The sequence below is a fragment of the Sphingobacterium sp. JB170 genome, from assembly GCF_900163865.1.
GTDB lineage: Bacteria > Bacteroidota > Bacteroidia > Sphingobacteriales > Sphingobacteriaceae > Sphingobacterium.
The window spans coordinates 14,104-30,700 of the sequence record NZ_FUKU01000066.1 but is presented as its reverse complement, the minus strand read 5'-3'; the positions used below and the strand labels follow the sequence as shown (position 1 = coordinate 30,700).

Here is a 16,597-nt window from a genome sequence, read left to right as displayed (position 1 = left end):
AAAATTATTAACTTTGTGACATGAAGAAGAAGGTCAAGTATAACACACCAGAGCCCGTACAGGAAAGAAAGATCGATCAAATTTTTCGCATGATGGATCAACGTTATGTAGCAGGGAGTTTATTCTTTTACTTCGTGAATGTTGCTTTAATATTTTTCGGTGTGATGGGCTTGATCTGGATGATTCCATTTCCCCAGTTCGATTTTCTTGTTGCGATGGAAATGCATACTTTTTTAAACTGGGGCTCGTTCTACATTGCGATAGTAATTTATTTGTATCTACGGATGGCGCCTACACTCTCGTATCTCATTTTATTTGCGATCGGCGCGATGAGCTTCCTGATCGTTCAATTAGAGTATTTGGAACGCGATGGAGGACCGCAGGTTTGGTTAGTTAGCCTCGTTTCAGTTTTAGCGGGATTGACGGGCGTTTATTTGAATTCACGCAAAGAGTCACCTGTATTGTCGTGGAAAGAAATGGGGACTCTAATTACAATCGGCCCAATTTGGTGCTGCTCGAAAGTCTTTAAGAAGTTTAATATGAAGTATTAAAACGGCACGAATAATCCATAGCGTGTGATAAGCTGGTCTATTTGAATTTAATAAAATAACGTATTTTTGCCTTATATTTTGGAAAGTTGCTTAGTTTTGGCAATATATGTTTATTTATAGGCAGGATTTGTAAAACCTTTGTCTGATGGAAGCTGTAACTTTATCCTACATTTTAAAATTGAAGAAAATATGTTAAAAGGATTTTTTAATGTTCCTGTTCCGACTAATGAGCCGGTGAACACTTATGCTGCGGGAACAAACGAACGCGATTTATTAATAGCTGCGATTGAAGAAGCTAGAGCAGAACAAGTGGATATTCCCATGTACATTGGCGGCCAGAAGATAAGAACAGATAATAAAAGTAAAATTACCCCCCCCCACGATCATCAACATGTTCTAGGGTATTTCCATAAAGGAGATAAAAGTCATGTGAATGCTGCTATTGATGCAGCGCTTAGCGCGAAAGCCGATTGGGAAAGCTTGGAATGGGAACAACGGGCAGCAGTCTTTTTGAAGGCAGCGGAACTGGCCTCTACCAAATATCGTTATAAATTAAATGCTGCTACGATGTTAGGGCAGTCAAAAAATGCATATCAAGCAGAGATTGATGCGGCATGTGAGTTTACCGACTTTCTCCGTTTTAATGTTGCTTATATGAGTGAAATTTATGGACAACAACCTCCGGCGAACAGCAAAGGGGTATGGAATAGAGTGGAGCAGCGCCCATTAGAGGGATTTGTTTTTGCTTTAACGCCATTTAATTTCACGGCTATTGCAGGAAACCTACCTTCATGTGTAGCGATGATGGGTAATGTAGTGGTATGGAAGCCCTCGAATAGTCAAATTTATTCGGCTAACGTATTGATGGAAGTTTTCCGCGAAGCGGGACTTCCTGACGGGGTAATCAACTTGATTTATGTTTCGGGGCCTGTTGCAGGTGAAGTTATTTTTAAACACCCTGATTTTGCCGGTATCCATTTTACTGGTTCAACCGGCGTTTTCCAAGATATATGGAAAACAATCGGTGAAAATATCCACCGCTATAAGACATATCCACGCATCGTTGGTGAGACAGGTGGGAAAGATTTTATCTTAGCGCATCCCTCAGCCGATCTAGCGACATTAAATACAGCATTGGTCCGTGGCGCATTTGAATACCAAGGACAAAAATGTTCTGCAGCATCTCGTGCATACATTCCAGCTTCATTGTGGGATGATTTACTGGAGCGTATGAAGCGTGACGTGGAATCGTTCGAAATTGGTGGTGTGGAAGATTTCGGTAACTTTATAAATGCTGTTATTGACGAAAAAGCATTTGATAAAATAACTTCGTATATCGATCGCGCGAAGGAATCTAAAGATGCAGAGGTTGTAATTGGAGGGGATTACGATAAATCGAATGGGTATTTTATCCATCCGACGGTAATAGTAGCTACGACACCGGATTACGAAACGCTATCTGAAGAACTATTCGGTCCTGTATTGACGATTTATATCTACCCAGATGATAAGTTTGAAGAAACCTTAACGATTGTCGATAAGACTTCAATTTATGCATTAACAGGGGCAATTATCTCTCAAGATCGGTATGCTATCGAGCGCGCTACACAAGTCCTACGTAATGCGGCAGGTAACTTCTATATCAATGATAAATGTACTGGTGCTGTGGTTGGGCAGCAGCCGTTTGGTGGTGCGCGTGGATCAGGAACGAATGACAAAGCGGGTTCGATGATTAATTTACTACGTTGGGTTTCTCCACGTACGATTAAAGAAACATTTAATCCAGATACAGATTTCCGTTACCCATTTCTCGTTCGTTAGTCTCGAAAGGCAGGGTAAGTAGATCCATCATATGATAAGTTTCTAGAAAAAGGACCGAAGTTATTTTATTGTATCAATAAGATTAGTCGGTCCTCTTTTTTAACATCAAGTGTATATGAAAAGCCCCGAACATAGAAAACCAATTGAGTTCACCGTACCTGCCCATGGCGATGGTGCATTTTATGTGATGAACGATGTAAGTAGTGATTTTTATGGTTATTACCACCGCCATCGCGAATTTCAATTAAGCTACATCGTTCGTGGTAATGGCTCGCTGATCGTTGGAAATCTTTTACGCCCGTGTGCAGAAAATGAAGTCTTCCTTTTGAAGCCCAATGATCCCCATTTGTTTTTTAAAGAAGAGCATACGACAGAGGAGACCGGCGTCCATATCGTGCATCTATTTTTTTCGCTTGAGAAATTGGAGCCTTTTTTTGATATGAGCGAATTGCATACTATTCGAAATTTATTCTATAATATATCTTCCAGTCAGATGTTGAGCGCGAATTTTGCGCTACCCATTAAAGGTGCTTTTATAGCACTTCATAATGAGGATGGTCCCCGTAAACTGATCCGGATATTAGAAATTTTTGATTTTATTCGTCAACACGAAAATGAATTAATTTCGCTTTATTCAGGGCTAAACAAAACGGATTTCCAAGATTTTGACGGCGTACGCATAAATTCCGTTGTAAAATATGCCATTAATAATTATAAAAAAAATGTGACTGTTGGCGAGGTCGCTGCATTGGTGCATATGACACCTACCGCATTCTGTAAGTTTTTTAAGAAGCATACCAAGAAAACGTTCATTTCTTTTTTAAACGAGTTACGTATAGAAAAAGCTTGCCAAATGTTGGTTAATCAACGCGTAGAGAGTATTGCTGAAGCGGCATACCATTGTGGATTTAACACCGCTGTCCATTTCAACCGCGTATTTCGAAGTATCATGCATATCTCACCACGCGTGTTCATTGCGAACCATTCTGTAGAGAAATAAGATTATTGTTTGTGCGTTGTAACAGGGAGGTATGTAAGACACTCTTTTTCTAATTTGAAATATAATTCGTTCTAACGGTGATATTTGCTGTTTTGTTCCGTGAAGTCGTGTTTAGTGCACCCCCAGAAGAATAGGCTTCATTCTCGTTTTGACCTGTAATCTGAAAAATTCCGAGATCCGCTTTAATTAAGTCTCCAAGCGAAGCCCCCGCTTCGGCGGCAATATTTGCAGCTCGTTGTTTAGCGTTTTTAGAAGCCTCGGATATAAGTTCTAATTTAAGATCTTCCAATTTCGAATAATAATAGTTCGGGGGATTGGAGCTGAGTTCGACACCTTGCGAGATTAATGTTGAAATTTCGCGTGAGGCATTGTCTACTTTCGCCAAATCCGTGGATTCTACGCTCACTTTTTGTGATAAACTATAACCGGTAAATGTATTATAGCTTTTTCCTGAACCGTCGGTCTGATAGGAGAAATCCCGGCCGATGTTTACGGCGTTAAAAACAATTGCTTTAGCATCTATTCCTTGTTTTATTAAGAATTGGCGAACTAATTCGCGGTCTGACTGTAATTGCCCTGATGCAGAAGCTAGATCCATAGATTTGCGACTGTAGGAAGCAGACCATTTAACGATATCTGACTCAAAGTTTTTCATCGCATTCCCCGTAACACTAATAGTATTACCCATCTTGTATTTGTATTTATAAGCATTAGCTAAAATACAGCCGAATCCAATAAGAGCTATCGCGGCAATTATTGAGATGATGAGGTTATTGTATTTCATAACATTAGATTTATACGCCAATATACGGATTGTTTCTAGCAACTTAGGAAGTTTATTCTGTTAAATGGCGGGAAAATTTATTTCTTGTCTATTTTTCCCTACGGATACAAAGCAAAAAATAGCTGTTTTTTCGGTTCTAGATTTATTTTGCAGTCATCGATTGAATTACCGTAGAAGCATGTCCGCGGGCGGTATTATTTCAATTTGACGGTTTGTATTGGCATTGATTAGTTTGCCGGTTGATAATTCCACGTGTAATTTTGTGTGAATTCTGCCCGATACCGCCTGTTTTTGCGGACTCTAGCTGCTTGTTAGTATTCGAAAGATCGATGTATTCTTAAAAATGGCTTACGTGATTTGATGTTTTTGTTGCCGTAATGCTTAAAAAATGGAATTTAACTAGGTTGCGGTGTTTTAAATATGCTGATTTATATGTTTTTTCATATTTTTATCATATTTTTTTAAAAAATAACGTACATTTACATTGATATAACACTAGGAACTGTATAAATTAACAATATATAATATAAAAAATGTCAAGTCTTCGATTTAAAGCAGCAGAGGCTGCAGTTTCACGATCTCTAGATTATGTTGGGAAAGTTGAATCATTAAAAGCGACTAGTATCTATAGTAAAAATGTGTTTACTATCGCAAAAATGAACGATTATCTCTCCAAAAACACATACAAGGAACTTCTTCAGTTAATTGAGAGTGGTTCGCAGATCTCCCGAGATATTGCAGATCATATTGCGCAAGCGATGAAAGTTTGGGCCCTGGAAAACGGAGCCTCACATTACACTCACTGGTTCCAACCACTTACCGGTACTACAGCAGAGAAGCACGATGCATTCTTCGAGCCAGACGGGAATGGAAATGCTATTGAAAAATTCACTGGTGACTCATTAGCACAACAAGAGCCTGATGCGTCATCTTTTCCTAACGGCGGGATTCGTAACACTTTTGAAGCGCGTGGATACACTGCTTGGGATCCATCATCTCCAGCATTTATTTTTGAAACAGTTGCCGGAAAAACATTGTGTATTCCGACCGTCTTCGTGTCCTACACAGGGGAGTCACTTGACTATAAGACACCTTTACTAAAAGCGACAGCAGCCATTGACAAAGCTGCTATCGATGTTGTTCAATATTTTGACCGATCAGTGTCCAAAGTAACAGCATCATTAGGAATTGAGCAGGAATATTTTTTAGTAGACTTATCGCTCTTTAATGCACGTCCAGATCTTCAAATGACAGGACGGACTTTGTTTGGTCATATTTCGGCAAAAGGACAACAGTTAGAAGATCATTATTTCGGAGCTATACCGGAACGTGTTCTCGCCTATATGGTGGATCTTGAAAATGAATCCTTAAAATTAGGAATTCCGTTAAAAACAAGACATAATGAGGTAGCACCATCCCAATTTGAATGTGCGCCGATGTTTGAAGAAATCAATCTCGCTATCGATCACAATCAACTTTTGATGAATGTGATGGAGCAGGTAGCTGTTCGTCACAACTTCAAAGTCCTTTTGCATGAGAAACCCTATAGTGGAGTAAACGGCTCTGGAAAACATAACAACTGGTCGCTTATTACCAATACAGGTGTTAACCTTCTATCACCAGGCAAGACGCCGAAGAATAACCTAATGTTCTTAACCTTCTTTGTAAATACGATTAAAGCGGTATTTGACAATGCTGAATTGCTGCGTGCTTCAATCGCTAGCCATAGTAATGATCATCGTTTAGGTGCGAATGAAGCTCCTCCAGCGATTATTTCTATTTTCTTGGGATCACAATTAGACGAAATCTTAGAAGAAGTTGAATCCGCACGCGTAGCAAAGAAAGTTAAAAATGAAGCTAATTTGTGGCATGGTATCCCTAAGATTCCTCAATTAAAGATGGATAATACCGATCGAAATCGTACGTCTCCGTTTGCGTTTACTGGGAATAAATTTGAATTCCGTGCCGTCGGCTCTTCGGCGAACTCCGCATCACCGATGACCGTTTTAAACGCCATCGTTGCAGCACAATTGATCGAATTTAAAACAGAGGTGGATAAGCAGATAAAAAAAGGCACTAAAAAAGACCTCGCTTTATTAAACGTCGTACGTAAATACATCAAAGATTCGAAAGCGATTCGTTTCGAAGGTAACGGATATAGTGATGAGTGGGCCGTCGAAGCAGAGGCTCGTGGACTGGCAAATAACAAGACTACACCGAAAGCTTTGGATGTGTACGTGAAGGAGGGAAGCTTAGCGCTTTTTGAAAAATTAGGTGTGTATTCGAGACGGGAATCCGAAGCACGACACGAAATACTTCTGGAAAACTTTTATAAGAAGATTCAGATCGAAGCACGTGTGATTGAAGACGTGGTGACCAGTCAGATCGCTCCGGCTTGTTTTCAATATCAGAATCAATTAATTGAGAATGTTAAAGGTCTTAAAGAGATGGGGTTAGATGGAGCTGCATATAGCTCGCAGTTGAATCTCGTTGAACGTATTTCTAAACATACTAATTTAATATTAGAACAGGTTGAAGCCATGCGTCAAGCACGTAAAACTGCTAATGTAATTGAAGATGTTCGTGAGAAGGCAATTTCATACGATGAGGTCGTTAAACCTTACTTTGATGATATTCGTTACCACGTTAACAAATTAGAAAAGATTGTAGACGATAAGAAATGGCCTCTACCAAAATTGCGTGAACTTTTATTTTTAAGATAGTATTTACTACTAACCATCCGATAATAAGTGCGGCGCCCAGATTTCCTGGGCGCTTTTTTTATTTGAATAAATAAGTAGAAATATTTTTGTTAATTTTAGTATATGAAAATAGTAGCATTCGCAGCGAGCAATAGTTCAGAATCCATTAATAAAAAATTAGTTATCTCGGTTAGTAAATACTACAAAGAGCTCGAGGACACGGTGGAAATCCTTGACTTAAATGACTATGAGGTGCCGATATATTCAGTCGATAGAGAGAAAACGGGGGGAATTCCTGAACGTATTACCGATTTTGCGGCTAAGCTCGATCACGCGGATTTTATTTTGATCTCTTTTGCGGAAAACAACGGTAACCTGAATGCCGCGTATAAAAACATCAACGATTGGATTTCGCGGATCCCGAACCGCAAAATATTTAACGGCAAACCCCTTTTTATCATGGCAACGAGCCCCGGAAAGCGAGGTGGGCAAAGTGTATTAGATATTGTCAATGCTCGTTTACCGCTGGATGGAGCTGATATTTTGGAAACATTTAGTCTTCCCGAATTTCATCAGAATTTTGAATCAGGAAAAGGGGTCATATCGATCATACACCGCGCACAGCTGGAGGCTAAAGTACGTAAGACGAAAAGGCTTTTAAAAGGCGCGTTAAATAAGAATTAGTTAGTTTTAAAAAACACATGCATATGGCAAAGAAAGTATTATTGATAGTTGGCGACTATGTCGAAGATTACGAAGCTATGGTTCCGTTTCAGGCAATGGGTTCTGTGGGGATTGAAGTTCACGCAATTGCCCCAGATAGAAAAAAAGGAGACGTTGTCCCAACGGCAGTTCATGATTTTACTGGAGATCAGACCTATAAAGAACTTCGGGGTCATAATTTCGTTATAAATTATGATTTTGACGCGGTAAACCCGGAGGATTATGACGGACTGTATATTGCGGGGGGGCGTTCTGCAGAGTATATTCGCTTAAATGATAAAGTTATCGCATATACCCAGCATTTTTTTAAGGCCGATAAACCTGTGGCTGCAATATGTCACGGTATTCAGGTGCTTACCACAGCGCGCGTGCTGAGTGGCCGGACATTGACGGCCTATGTAGCGGTAGGACCAGATATCGAACTGGCGGGTGGAATCTGGAAAAATATACCAGCCGATCAGGCGGTCGTAGATGGAAATCTTGTGACTTCTCCAGCATGGCCCGGTCATCAAGCAATATTAAAGGAATTTTATAAATTACTCGGAATAACTATTACAGTATAATGCAAAAAAGTAAAAGAATTTGGTGGATTGCGATCGGATTGATTATCATATTAGGCTATGGAGTATGGGACGCATTCAATCAGCCGAGTGTCGAAGATTTACCCGGGGATTTTAGTGAGGTCGCATTTGTTCGTAATGAACAGAATAAGGGAGGGATTGTTCGTATATATGCAGTGACCGTTGGGGATATGGCTAATGCGAAATACGATGCTTGTGCCGAACTGTTTCCCGTGAACGATTATGGAAGTGTGACAAAGATTTATTTTTTCGATAAATCGAAACCCTTTCCGACAAGTTTAGCGATTGACCCACCACATTACGATACCGCGAAATATAGTGCGGTATCGATTCTTCGCCGTACCGGGCAAGACAAGAAATAAATTATCAATAAAAAATGAGATGGTATTGGGTAGTGAAATGCAATGTTTACTACCCAATCTTTCGACGTGGCCGTGCATGTTAGGCTTTTTGGCTGTCGAGCTCAAACACCGAATCAATTTTCCAGTTTGCCTTATCTTTGGATGCTTTAACCGCGAGCTGATCGCAACGTTCGTTCAACGGATGACCAGCATGACCTTTGACCCAAACGAGCTTCACCTGGTGACGACTATAAACACTGATAAGACGTATCCATAGATCTTTGTTTTTTTTACCGTGAAACCCTTTTTTTATCCAACCAAACACCCATTTTTTGTCAATCGCATCGATGACATATTTAGAGTCCGAGAAAATAGTGATTTGCTGATTAAGATTTTTTAAAGCTTCCAACCCAATAATAACTGCAAGAAGCTCCATGCGATTGTTGGTCGTTTTACGAAATCCTCCGGAGAACTCCTTTTCGATCAATTTGCCTTGAAATTCGGGGTTATCTCCTTTATATAATGTTCTTAAAATTGTGCCATAGCCACCCGGACCAGGGTTCCCGCTCGAAGCACCGTCTGTATATAGTTCAATCATTGGGTCAAAAATACATATTATACGAAGATGTGCCAGAATTATTAAAGGGATTTTAGCATTTGTAGGCGTTTCAGTTCAAAAAGGGGGAGGCGATAGCGTGAGATGGGTAATCTATAAAAGTCGAATTGCTGGTGAAGTCGATAAAAAACGGAGGGAATTACCCCTCCGTTATAATTAACTAACGGTGTAGTTAAGATCTTTTGCATTTTTTACTTTTTGGTCGAGTAATGCGAGATTAATCACATCGGCCATGTGTGTGACATAATGAAATTTTAGATCTTTAATATAATCTTCTTTAATTTCTAAAATATCTTTCTCATTTGCTTTACAAAGAATTATTTCTTTGATATTAGCACGTTTGGCGGCGAGTATTTTCTCTTTGATGCCGCCAACTGGGAGGACTCGTCCGCGTAACGTTATCTCTCCTGTCATGGCTAGTTTGTCTTTTACTTTCCTTTGTGTAAACAGCGACGTCAATGCCGTGAGCATCGTTATTCCCGCAGAAGGGCCATCTTTCGGCGTCGCGCCGGCAGGCACATGGATATTGACATCCCATTTATCAAACACTTTGTAATCAATTCCAAATAAATCCGCATGGGAACGGAGATAGGCCATGGCAATGGCAGCAGACTCTTTCATGACAGCCCCCAGATTACCAGTCAGGCTCAGTTTTCCTTTCCCGGGGCTTAAGCTAGACTCTATAAATAAGATGTCACCGCCCACTGAAGTCCACGCAAGTCCCGTTACAACACCGGCGACTTCGTTATCTTCATAAAGATCTTTATCAAATATTGGTGCACCTAATATTTCTTCCGCTAAGCTGACGTCAATTCGAGTGTTGTACTCTTTTTCCATCACAATTCGAGTCGCTACGCCACGTATGATCGAACCAATTTTTTTTTCGAGCCCCCTGACACCGGATTCTCGTGTGTATTCTTCAATGATTTTCTCGAGAATTTTATTATTTAATGTCGCCGATTTTTTAGTCAACCCATGAACCTCGAGTTGTTTGGGCAACAGGTGTTTCTTTGCGATTTCTATTTTTTCTTCAATAGTATAGCCGTTCACTTCAATGATCTCCATTCTGTCCAGTAATGCGGGCTGGATCCCATTTAATGAATTTGCCGTAGCGATAAACATAACTTTGGATAAATCATACTCCATTTCTACATAATGATCGTAGAAATTCGTGTTTTGTTCGGGATCTAAGACCTCCAGTAGGGCAGACGAAGGGTCTCCTTTAAAATCGGAGCCTAGTTTATCGATCTCATCGAGTACAAATACAGGGTTGGATGCACCCGCCTTTTTTAGGGATTGTATAATCCGACCCGGCATGGCTCCAATATATGTTTTACGGTGTCCACGAATTTCGGCTTCATCTCGAATACCGCCCAATGCCATACGAGTATATTTTCTTCCCAACGCTCTCGCGATTGACTTACCTAACGACGTTTTACCGACTCCCGGAGGACCGACTAAACAAAGTATTGGCGCGTTCATATCATTCTTGAGCTTAAGTACCGCCAAGTACTCTATTATACGTTGCTTAACCTTATCAAGTCCGTAATGATCTTTGTCAAGTATTTTGGTTGCCCGGTTTAAATCGAAATTATCTTTTGTGAACTCTCCCCATGGTAAATCAAGCAGCAACTCAAGATAATTGATCTGTACGGAGTAGTCGGCGGCGGCTGGATTGATTCGGGCAAGCTTTTCTAATTCTTTGTCAAAATGTTTCTTTACATCAACCGGCCATTTTTTTGACCGCGACCTTTTATCTAACTCTTGGAGCTCGAGGTCAGGACTCGTTCCGCCCAGTTCTTCCTGAATTGTTTTTAATTGTTGGTTTAAAAAATAATCCCGTTGTTGTTTGTCTAAGTCGACACGAACTTTGTTTTGTATTTGATTTTTTAACTCAAGAAGCTGGATCTCGGTCGTAAGATGTTCGAGTAATATTTTTGCTCTTTTTACGAAGTCTTTGGTTTCTAGTAAAATTTGCTTTTGATCTGTTTCCAAGCTCATGTTGGAAGAAATGAAGTTCACTAGAAAGGTATGACTTTCGATATTTTTAATCGCGAGTCCGGCCTCACTAGGTAAATTTGGGGAGAGCTGAATGATCTGCAATGCCAACTCTTTAATCGAAGCAATTAAGGCTTTAAATTCACGGTTGGAAACTTTTGGTTTATCCTCCGGGATCCGCTCTACCCTCGCTTTTAAATACGGCTCGGTGGAAACCATCGACGTTATTTTGAATCGTTGTTTTCCTTGGATGATGACTGTTGTATTGCCGTCTGGCATTTGCAATATCTTAATAATATTCGCAACTGTCCCGACCTGATGAAGCTGGTCCTCTGAAGGCTCTTCAATAGTCATATCCTTTTGTGAAACTACACCAATGGTACGATCGTTTTTATACGCCTCTCTAATTAATTTAATAGACTTGTCTCTGCCAACAGTAATTGGAATTACCACTCCTGGAAATAGAACAGTGTTGCGAAGCGGTAAGATAGGTAGCACCTCAGGGATATCCGCTTTGCTCATTTCTTCCTCGTCTTGTGAACTTAGTAATGGAAAAAATTCCGTTTCTTCATTGATGACAGAGAGGACCTGATTTATGTCGAATGTGTCGTTTTTATTCATGTATATATATTCTGATCCGACAAAATGTCAGATTTTGAGTTTGTTTTCCTATTAATAAATAATTAACGCTATAATTGCAAGAGCGGTGCCAACTTTGAAAATTGGTACTATTTGTGTTAATAAAGTTATTATCGTACTTGTTCGTTTTTTTCGGTGTGTAAATTTGGCGGGTTTACCCCTTAAATGTGGAAATGTTTAAAACTTGCGATTGTATCGTTAAACTATTTGATGGAGATTTATATCCAACAGTAATAATGCGAGTTAGTTAATTATTTAGAATGAATAAATTAGTATATATGAAACGTAGAACTTTGAATAACCCGTGGAAATTGATGAAATTGGGTTTAGCATCTGCATCCTTAGCTTTGTTGACTTTGAGCGTACAAGCGCAAGAACAGGAGCAGCATAGTAACCCAAACGTCCGTCTGGGTCAAAAAGCCTTGTTAGACGGTGATTTTAAGGCGGCGGCAGCCCATCTAAAAAAAGCATTGCCTGCGGAAGAGAACGATCCGGATGTGTATTATTTACTAGGGTATTCACAATTCCATAATGGTGCTTATACCAATGCAATTGAAACCTTTAAAAAGGTAATTGCGTTGGACCCTAATCATACTTCCGCGTATTATTACAAAGCGAAAGCAAGTAATAATTTAGCGGTAACCCCAGGGGGGAAGTTAGGTAATTCTGCGAAAGAACAATTGTTAAAAAAGGCGATTGAAGATTTTAGCAAAGCGATTTCCATTACTGCAAACGATGCGAAGTTGTATCAAAACCGAGCGATTGCTTATCGTGATTTAGGTATCTTATTAGGAACAAGTGGTACGGACAATTATGATAAAACACAGGCTACTGACGCGTATAATAAAGCAGTGTCAGATTACGAAAAGGTGTTAACGTTTGATGCGTCGCGGAAAGACATTCAGACGGAAGTCAAAAAGGCAAAAGTATATCGTGATAACCTTAAGTAATCGCTAGGGGAAATCCTTAGAGATATTTAATTATATGCGATTAACCTTGCAATTTTTATTGTGGGGCCTCATTATAATAATTTCTGACTTTTGGAGAGAGCTTGTTTGGTTCGTACCCCGATTGGGAGGGCCGAACATATCAAAAAAATGGTCAAGTTGAGAGCGACTCATACTTGACCATTTTTTTATTCGACTCCATTGAAAAGATAATTTTTCAAATTCCCTATCCTTAAACGGCCTTGCATGGATTTGTGCTTTGGCTGGGGGGGAGTATGTCAATTAGGCGTATACGCTTTCTTTCTTGAATTTTTTCACTAAGAGTGCATAGATTATCGCGCGATATTTATTGCGATTAGACTTTCCTACTTGTTCAATAACTTCTCCGATTGCTTTGTCAAGTTCAGGACCATCTTTTAAACCTAATTTTTTAACTAAAAAATTATTTTTTAGACGATCAAGCTCTGCTTTGTCTGAACCAGCGACAGTTTCGGCATCGGCATTATAGATCGATGGTCCTAGACCTTTTGCAACGGCTGCTATTAGCTTTTCGTCAAGCGTGAGGTTCAGTTTTTTTGCTTCTGCAACATATGCAGCGACTTTTTCTTCTAGTTTACTCATAATTACTTTTTTTGATGATTATTGATTACACTTTAAAGTTACGCATGATTTTCGTTAAAAAGTAAGATATCTACACTAAATTTTAGTGTATAAATTATTCCATCAAGCCCGCTCTTTTTAATAGTGCATCAACCGTAGGCTCTTGTCCACGGAAACGCTTGTATAAGATCATCGGGTGCTCCGTTCCACCTTTTGATAGTATATAGTCCTTAAATAATGTGGCAATCTCACTGTTGAAAATCCCTTTCTGCTGAAAATAGGAAAAAGCATCAGCGTCTAGTACTTCCGCCCACTTGTAGCTGTAATATCCCGAAGAGTAACCGCCATTAAAAATATGCGAAAATGCAGGACTCATGGCACTTTCCTTGATTTGTGGGTAAAGATCTGTGGCTTCAAAGATATCAGATTCGAACGATTTTACACTTTGAATACCACGGGGATCGCTTGCGTGCCAGCCCATATCTAGCATGCCAAAGCTCAGTTGTCGTAACGTAGCCATTCCTTCAAGGAAAGAGGCAGATTCTTTGATTTTAGCGATGATATGCATTGGAATTAGCTCACCGGTTTGGTAGTGCTTCGCAAATAGTTCTAATGCTTCTTTTTCGTAACACCAATTCTCCATAATTTGACTAGGTAGTTCTACGAAGTCCCAATAAACGGAAGTTCCCGAGAGCGTAGGGTAGGTTGTGTCGGCCAGCATCCCATGTAACGCATGCCCGAACTCGTGGAACAGTGTTGTGACTTCATTAAATGTTAATAATGAAGGTTTGGTGGCGGTGGGTTTTGTGAAATTGCATACGATAGACACGTGGGGACGTTCCTGTTTACCATCTCGGATATGCTGCGGTTTAAAGGATGTCATCCATGCGCCGTTGCGTTTTCCTTTTCGAGGAAAAAAATCTGCATAGAACAGCGCAACAAAGGTCTCGTTATCATCGACAACTTTGTAGGTACGCACCTCCGGGTGGTATTTATCAATCGTGTCTATTTCCCTAAACTGAATCCCGTATAGTTTTTGTGCAACGGAGAAAGCACCGTTAAGAACGTTGTCTAACTTAAAGTATGGTTTTAAAAGTTCATCGTCTAAATTGAATCTTTCTTGCTTTAATTTTTCGGCAAAATAACTACCATCCCATCGTTCGAGCTTTGAGATTCCTTGTGTACGCTCGGCAAAGCTTGTTAGCTCATCGAATTCTCGCTGGGCCGCTGGCCTAGCTTTGTTTAGTAGCGTACCTAAGAATGCATTCACTTTCTCGGGGTTCTCGGCCATCCGTTCTTGGAGGATAAATGAGGCGTGAGAGGAATGCCCAAGAAGATTCGCTCTTTGATGACGTAGAGTTGTTATTTTTAGGATGTTTTGCTCATTGTTGAACTCATTTTCTTGGAAGGCTTTCCTGCCGGCGGCAAGAGTTATTTCCCTGCGTAATTCCCGGTTGTCTGCGTAGGTGACAAAGGGGACGTAACTCGGGTAGTCCAGCGTGAATACCCATCCCGTTTTCTTGCGACCTTCTGCTGCAGCTTTTGCACCCTCTATGGTTCCCTCGGGTAAACCTTTTAAGTCGTCTCGGTTTGTAATGTGCAATTCGTACGCATTGGTTTCTGTTAACACATTTTCACCAAACTTTAACTTGAGTACGGCTAGTTCGGCGTCAATTTTTCGGAGCTCTTCTTTCTCATTATCGCCAAGAAGTGCTCCGTTACGTACGAAATCTCGGTATGATTTTTCCAAAAGCGTAGTTTGCTCCACATTTAAAGTCAAGCCGTCACGCTGATCGTACACTTCTTTTATTCGTTCAAAGAGATCGAAATTTAATGTGATATCATTTGATAAGGCAGCCAATTTGGGTGCGATTTCCTGGGCTAGTCGATCGAGGTCATCGTTAGTTTCTGCGGAATGCAAATTGAAAAAGATGTTCGCAATACGATCCAATTCTAGCCCAGAGTAAGCCACCGCTTCGAGCGTGTTTTCAAATGTGGGTGCGCTTGGGTTCTCTGTGATTTTCAAAATTTCAGCTTTTGTTTTTGCTATCGCAGTGTCAAAAGCAGGGATGTAGTCCGTTATTTTTATTCGAGAAAACGGCGCAGAATTATACGCCGTGTCGAATTGTTGATTTAAAATACTCATGATATAAAATTACAATTTTTACTTGGAATGCCTAAACACGGTCAATTGCCGTTGTGTAATATTTTTTTTACTAATATGTAGAAGAATATTGTATAAGAGTATTTTGTAAAGTTTAAGGAAATTACTATATTTATAGTGCCAATTTATTATAAAAATGTTGATCGGTTTAATTATAATACTCGTTGTAGTTTTGGTTGCTGTCTATTATTTATTGTTACGCAATAGGAACTTTTAAAATATAGGGATGCACTGTCTTTGGGGACACCTTTGCAATTTTTATATCGAAAAAAGCCCCAAACTAGTCTTGCTAGATGGAGCTTTGTTTATGCTGTTTTTATTCAAAGAAAATGAATTACTTTTTCTTTGAATTCTTTTTTTCTAATCCACTTCTTTCTGCATCTTCGAAATCACGACGGATAATTCTTTCGATAGCTTTCTCAATACGCTCTCTACCTTCATCTTCGTTGATGTCGATACCGCTTATGGTGCTTCCGTTGTTTTTTGCGTGTAGCGTAAGGTAGTAGATCCCTCCAAGAATTATCGCAAGAGAAGCTCTAATGTCAACACCTGTGTTCTTGAATTTGCTATCTAATGTCGATAGAAGATGTCCTCCGAGTTCCTCTCTGTCATCAGCAACTTTTCTTAAAAGCTTATTCTTCATCCCCATTTCCCAATGTATTATCCGCTGAATAGTCTTGTCCTTTAAAAAAGTGTCGAACTGTCCTTGGAATACTTCGTTTGTTTCCTCAGCACCAATTGAATCAGGATGTTCAACGAGTTCAGCCAATTGTGTTCTTGATTTAGCGGACCAAAAGTCTTTTTCTAAAATGTATTGTTGAATTAGGCCGTCTAAGTTCCCAAAATAAAGATAGATCAACTTGGGGTTTAAACCAGATTCTTTTGCAATGTTAGTAATCGTAAGTCCGGAATAAGTGTATTTTTGTAAAACTTTTCCAACCGTAGCAACTAACCGTCGCTTCGTTTTTTCTTTATCTCTAATGGGGCCAGCGACTACTTTTCTTGGTTTTTTTTCAGGGATTGTTTCGATCCCTTGCGCAGATTCCTTTTTTTTACGTGCCATAGTAGACTTTGTCTTATTTGTGATTAAATAGTTTGATATAAAATTGGTGAATTTTTATTTATATATC

General features: G+C 39.7%; 14 protein-coding genes. 8 read left to right on the top strand and 6 right to left on the bottom strand.

The genetic code is table 11. The annotated features are described in order from the left end of the window. Window positions 1-20 precede the first annotated feature (20 nt). The 3 genes from FM107_RS16850 (at window position 21) to FM107_RS16840 (ending at window position 3,372) form a co-directional block, all read left to right on the top strand. Window positions 21-551 (top strand): hypothetical protein, encoded by a 531-nt coding sequence (locus tag FM107_RS16850; RefSeq protein WP_086949654.1) that lies wholly within the window; start codon window positions 21-23, stop codon window positions 549-551. Between the two features lie 189 nt (window positions 552-740). After that, window positions 741-2,372 (top strand): L-glutamate gamma-semialdehyde dehydrogenase, encoded by a 1,632-nt coding sequence (gene pruA, locus FM107_RS16845; RefSeq protein WP_086949653.1) that lies wholly within the window; start codon window positions 741-743, stop codon window positions 2,370-2,372. A gap of 115 nt (window positions 2,373-2,487) precedes the next feature. Next, window positions 2,488-3,372 carry an AraC family transcriptional regulator gene (locus tag FM107_RS16840; RefSeq protein WP_086949652.1) on the top strand — a complete coding sequence of 295 codons (885 nt, stop codon included), beginning with the start codon at window positions 2,488-2,490 and terminating at the stop codon, window positions 3,370-3,372. A gap of 49 nt (window positions 3,373-3,421) precedes the next feature. On the opposite strand, the gene FM107_RS16835 is transcribed toward FM107_RS16840, so the two are convergent. After that, window positions 3,422-4,156 (bottom strand): SIMPL domain-containing protein, encoded by a 735-nt coding sequence (locus FM107_RS16835; protein WP_086949651.1) that lies wholly within the window; start codon window positions 4,154-4,156, stop codon window positions 3,422-3,424. A gap of 533 nt (window positions 4,157-4,689) precedes the next feature. Here FM107_RS16835 and FM107_RS16830 point away from each other — a divergent pair. The 4 genes from FM107_RS16830 to FM107_RS16815 all read left to right on the top strand — a co-directional run bounded on the left by FM107_RS16830 (window position 4,690) and on the right by FM107_RS16815 (window position 8,524). Further along, entirely contained in the window at window positions 4,690-6,879 is a 2,190-nt protein-coding gene (locus FM107_RS16830; protein WP_086949650.1) for a glutamine synthetase III, read from the top strand. Window positions 6,880-6,981: 102 nt separating this feature from the next. Continuing rightward, window positions 6,982-7,542 carry an NADPH-dependent FMN reductase gene (locus FM107_RS16825; protein WP_086949649.1) on the top strand — a complete coding sequence of 187 codons (561 nt, stop codon included), beginning with the start codon at window positions 6,982-6,984 and terminating at the stop codon, window positions 7,540-7,542. Window positions 7,543-7,565: 23 nt separating this feature from the next. Further along, window positions 7,566-8,144 (top strand): DJ-1/PfpI family protein, encoded by a 579-nt coding sequence (locus FM107_RS16820; RefSeq protein WP_086949648.1) that lies wholly within the window; start codon window positions 7,566-7,568, stop codon window positions 8,142-8,144. Next, window positions 8,144-8,524 (top strand): hypothetical protein, encoded by a 381-nt coding sequence (locus tag FM107_RS16815; protein ID WP_256959600.1) that lies wholly within the window; start codon window positions 8,144-8,146, stop codon window positions 8,522-8,524. The genes FM107_RS16820 and FM107_RS16815 overlap by 1 nt, the downstream gene beginning before the upstream one ends. 79 nt (window positions 8,525-8,603) lie before the next feature. On the opposite strand, the gene rnhA is transcribed toward FM107_RS16815, so the two are convergent. Further along, a complete protein-coding gene (gene rnhA / locus FM107_RS16810) occupies window positions 8,604-9,101 on the bottom strand; it encodes a ribonuclease HI (protein WP_086949646.1) in 498 nt (165 codons plus the stop codon). A gap of 174 nt (window positions 9,102-9,275) precedes the next feature. Beyond that, on the bottom strand, window positions 9,276-11,738 hold the full coding sequence (lon, locus tag FM107_RS16805) for an endopeptidase La (RefSeq protein WP_086949645.1): 2,463 nt from the start codon (window positions 11,736-11,738) through the stop codon (window positions 9,276-9,278). Between the two features lie 296 nt (window positions 11,739-12,034). Here lon and FM107_RS16800 point away from each other — a divergent pair, with 296 nt between their 5' ends. Then, complete coding sequence (locus FM107_RS16800; protein ID WP_086949674.1) at window positions 12,035-12,706, top strand: tetratricopeptide repeat protein; 672 nt, start codon at window positions 12,035-12,037, stop codon at window positions 12,704-12,706. Between the two features lie 279 nt (window positions 12,707-12,985). Here FM107_RS16800 and FM107_RS16795 read toward each other — a convergent pair whose 3' ends face one another. The 3 genes from FM107_RS16795 to FM107_RS16785 all read right to left on the bottom strand — a co-directional run bounded on the left by FM107_RS16795 (window position 12,986) and on the right by FM107_RS16785 (window position 16,530). After that, the gene (locus tag FM107_RS16795; RefSeq protein ID WP_086949644.1) at window positions 12,986-13,324 is read right to left on the bottom strand and encodes a DUF2853 family protein; all 339 of its coding nucleotides are present in this window, start codon (window positions 13,322-13,324) and stop codon (window positions 12,986-12,988) included. Between the two features lie 94 nt (window positions 13,325-13,418). After that, a complete protein-coding gene (locus tag FM107_RS16790) occupies window positions 13,419-15,449 on the bottom strand; it encodes a M3 family metallopeptidase (protein ID WP_086949643.1) in 2,031 nt (676 codons plus the stop codon). A gap of 352 nt (window positions 15,450-15,801) precedes the next feature. Further along, window positions 15,802-16,530 carry a TetR/AcrR family transcriptional regulator gene (locus tag FM107_RS16785; protein WP_086949642.1) on the bottom strand — a complete coding sequence of 243 codons (729 nt, stop codon included), beginning with the start codon at window positions 16,528-16,530 and terminating at the stop codon, window positions 15,802-15,804. Between the last annotated feature and the right edge of the window lie 67 nt (window positions 16,531-16,597).

What these genes read in the sequence shown, in the direction of transcription:
- FM107_RS16825 (WP_086949649.1), top strand. Translation starts at nt 6,982, where the DNA reads ATGAAAATAGTAGCATTCGCAGCGAGCAATAGTTCAGAATCCATTAAT.
- pruA (WP_086949653.1), top strand. Translation starts at nt 741, where the DNA reads ATGTTAAAAGGATTTTTTAATGTTCCTGTTCCGACTAATGAGCCGGTG.
- FM107_RS16815 (WP_256959600.1), top strand. Translation starts at nt 8,144, where the DNA reads ATGCAAAAAAGTAAAAGAATTTGGTGGATTGCGATCGGATTGATTATC.
- FM107_RS16840 (WP_086949652.1), top strand. Translation starts at nt 2,488, where the DNA reads ATGAAAAGCCCCGAACATAGAAAACCAATTGAGTTCACCGTACCTGCC.
- lon (WP_086949645.1), bottom strand. Translation starts at nt 11,738, where the DNA reads ATGAATAAAAACGACACATTCGACATAAATCAGGTCCTCTCTGTCATC.
- FM107_RS16850 (WP_086949654.1), top strand. Translation starts at nt 21, where the DNA reads ATGAAGAAGAAGGTCAAGTATAACACACCAGAGCCCGTACAGGAAAGA.
- FM107_RS16790 (WP_086949643.1), bottom strand. Translation starts at nt 15,449, where the DNA reads ATGAGTATTTTAAATCAACAATTCGACACGGCGTATAATTCTGCGCCG.
- rnhA (WP_086949646.1), bottom strand. Translation starts at nt 9,101, where the DNA reads ATGATTGAACTATATACAGACGGTGCTTCGAGCGGGAACCCTGGTCCG.
- FM107_RS16830 (WP_086949650.1), top strand. Translation starts at nt 4,690, where the DNA reads ATGTCAAGTCTTCGATTTAAAGCAGCAGAGGCTGCAGTTTCACGATCT.
- FM107_RS16835 (WP_086949651.1), bottom strand. Translation starts at nt 4,156, where the DNA reads ATGAAATACAATAACCTCATCATCTCAATAATTGCCGCGATAGCTCTT.
- FM107_RS16800 (WP_086949674.1), top strand. Translation starts at nt 12,035, where the DNA reads ATGAAACGTAGAACTTTGAATAACCCGTGGAAATTGATGAAATTGGGT.
- FM107_RS16785 (WP_086949642.1), bottom strand. Translation starts at nt 16,530, where the DNA reads ATGGCACGTAAAAAAAAGGAATCTGCGCAAGGGATCGAAACAATCCCT.
- FM107_RS16820 (WP_086949648.1), top strand. Translation starts at nt 7,566, where the DNA reads ATGGCAAAGAAAGTATTATTGATAGTTGGCGACTATGTCGAAGATTAC.
- FM107_RS16795 (WP_086949644.1), bottom strand. Translation starts at nt 13,324, where the DNA reads ATGAGTAAACTAGAAGAAAAAGTCGCTGCATATGTTGCAGAAGCAAAA.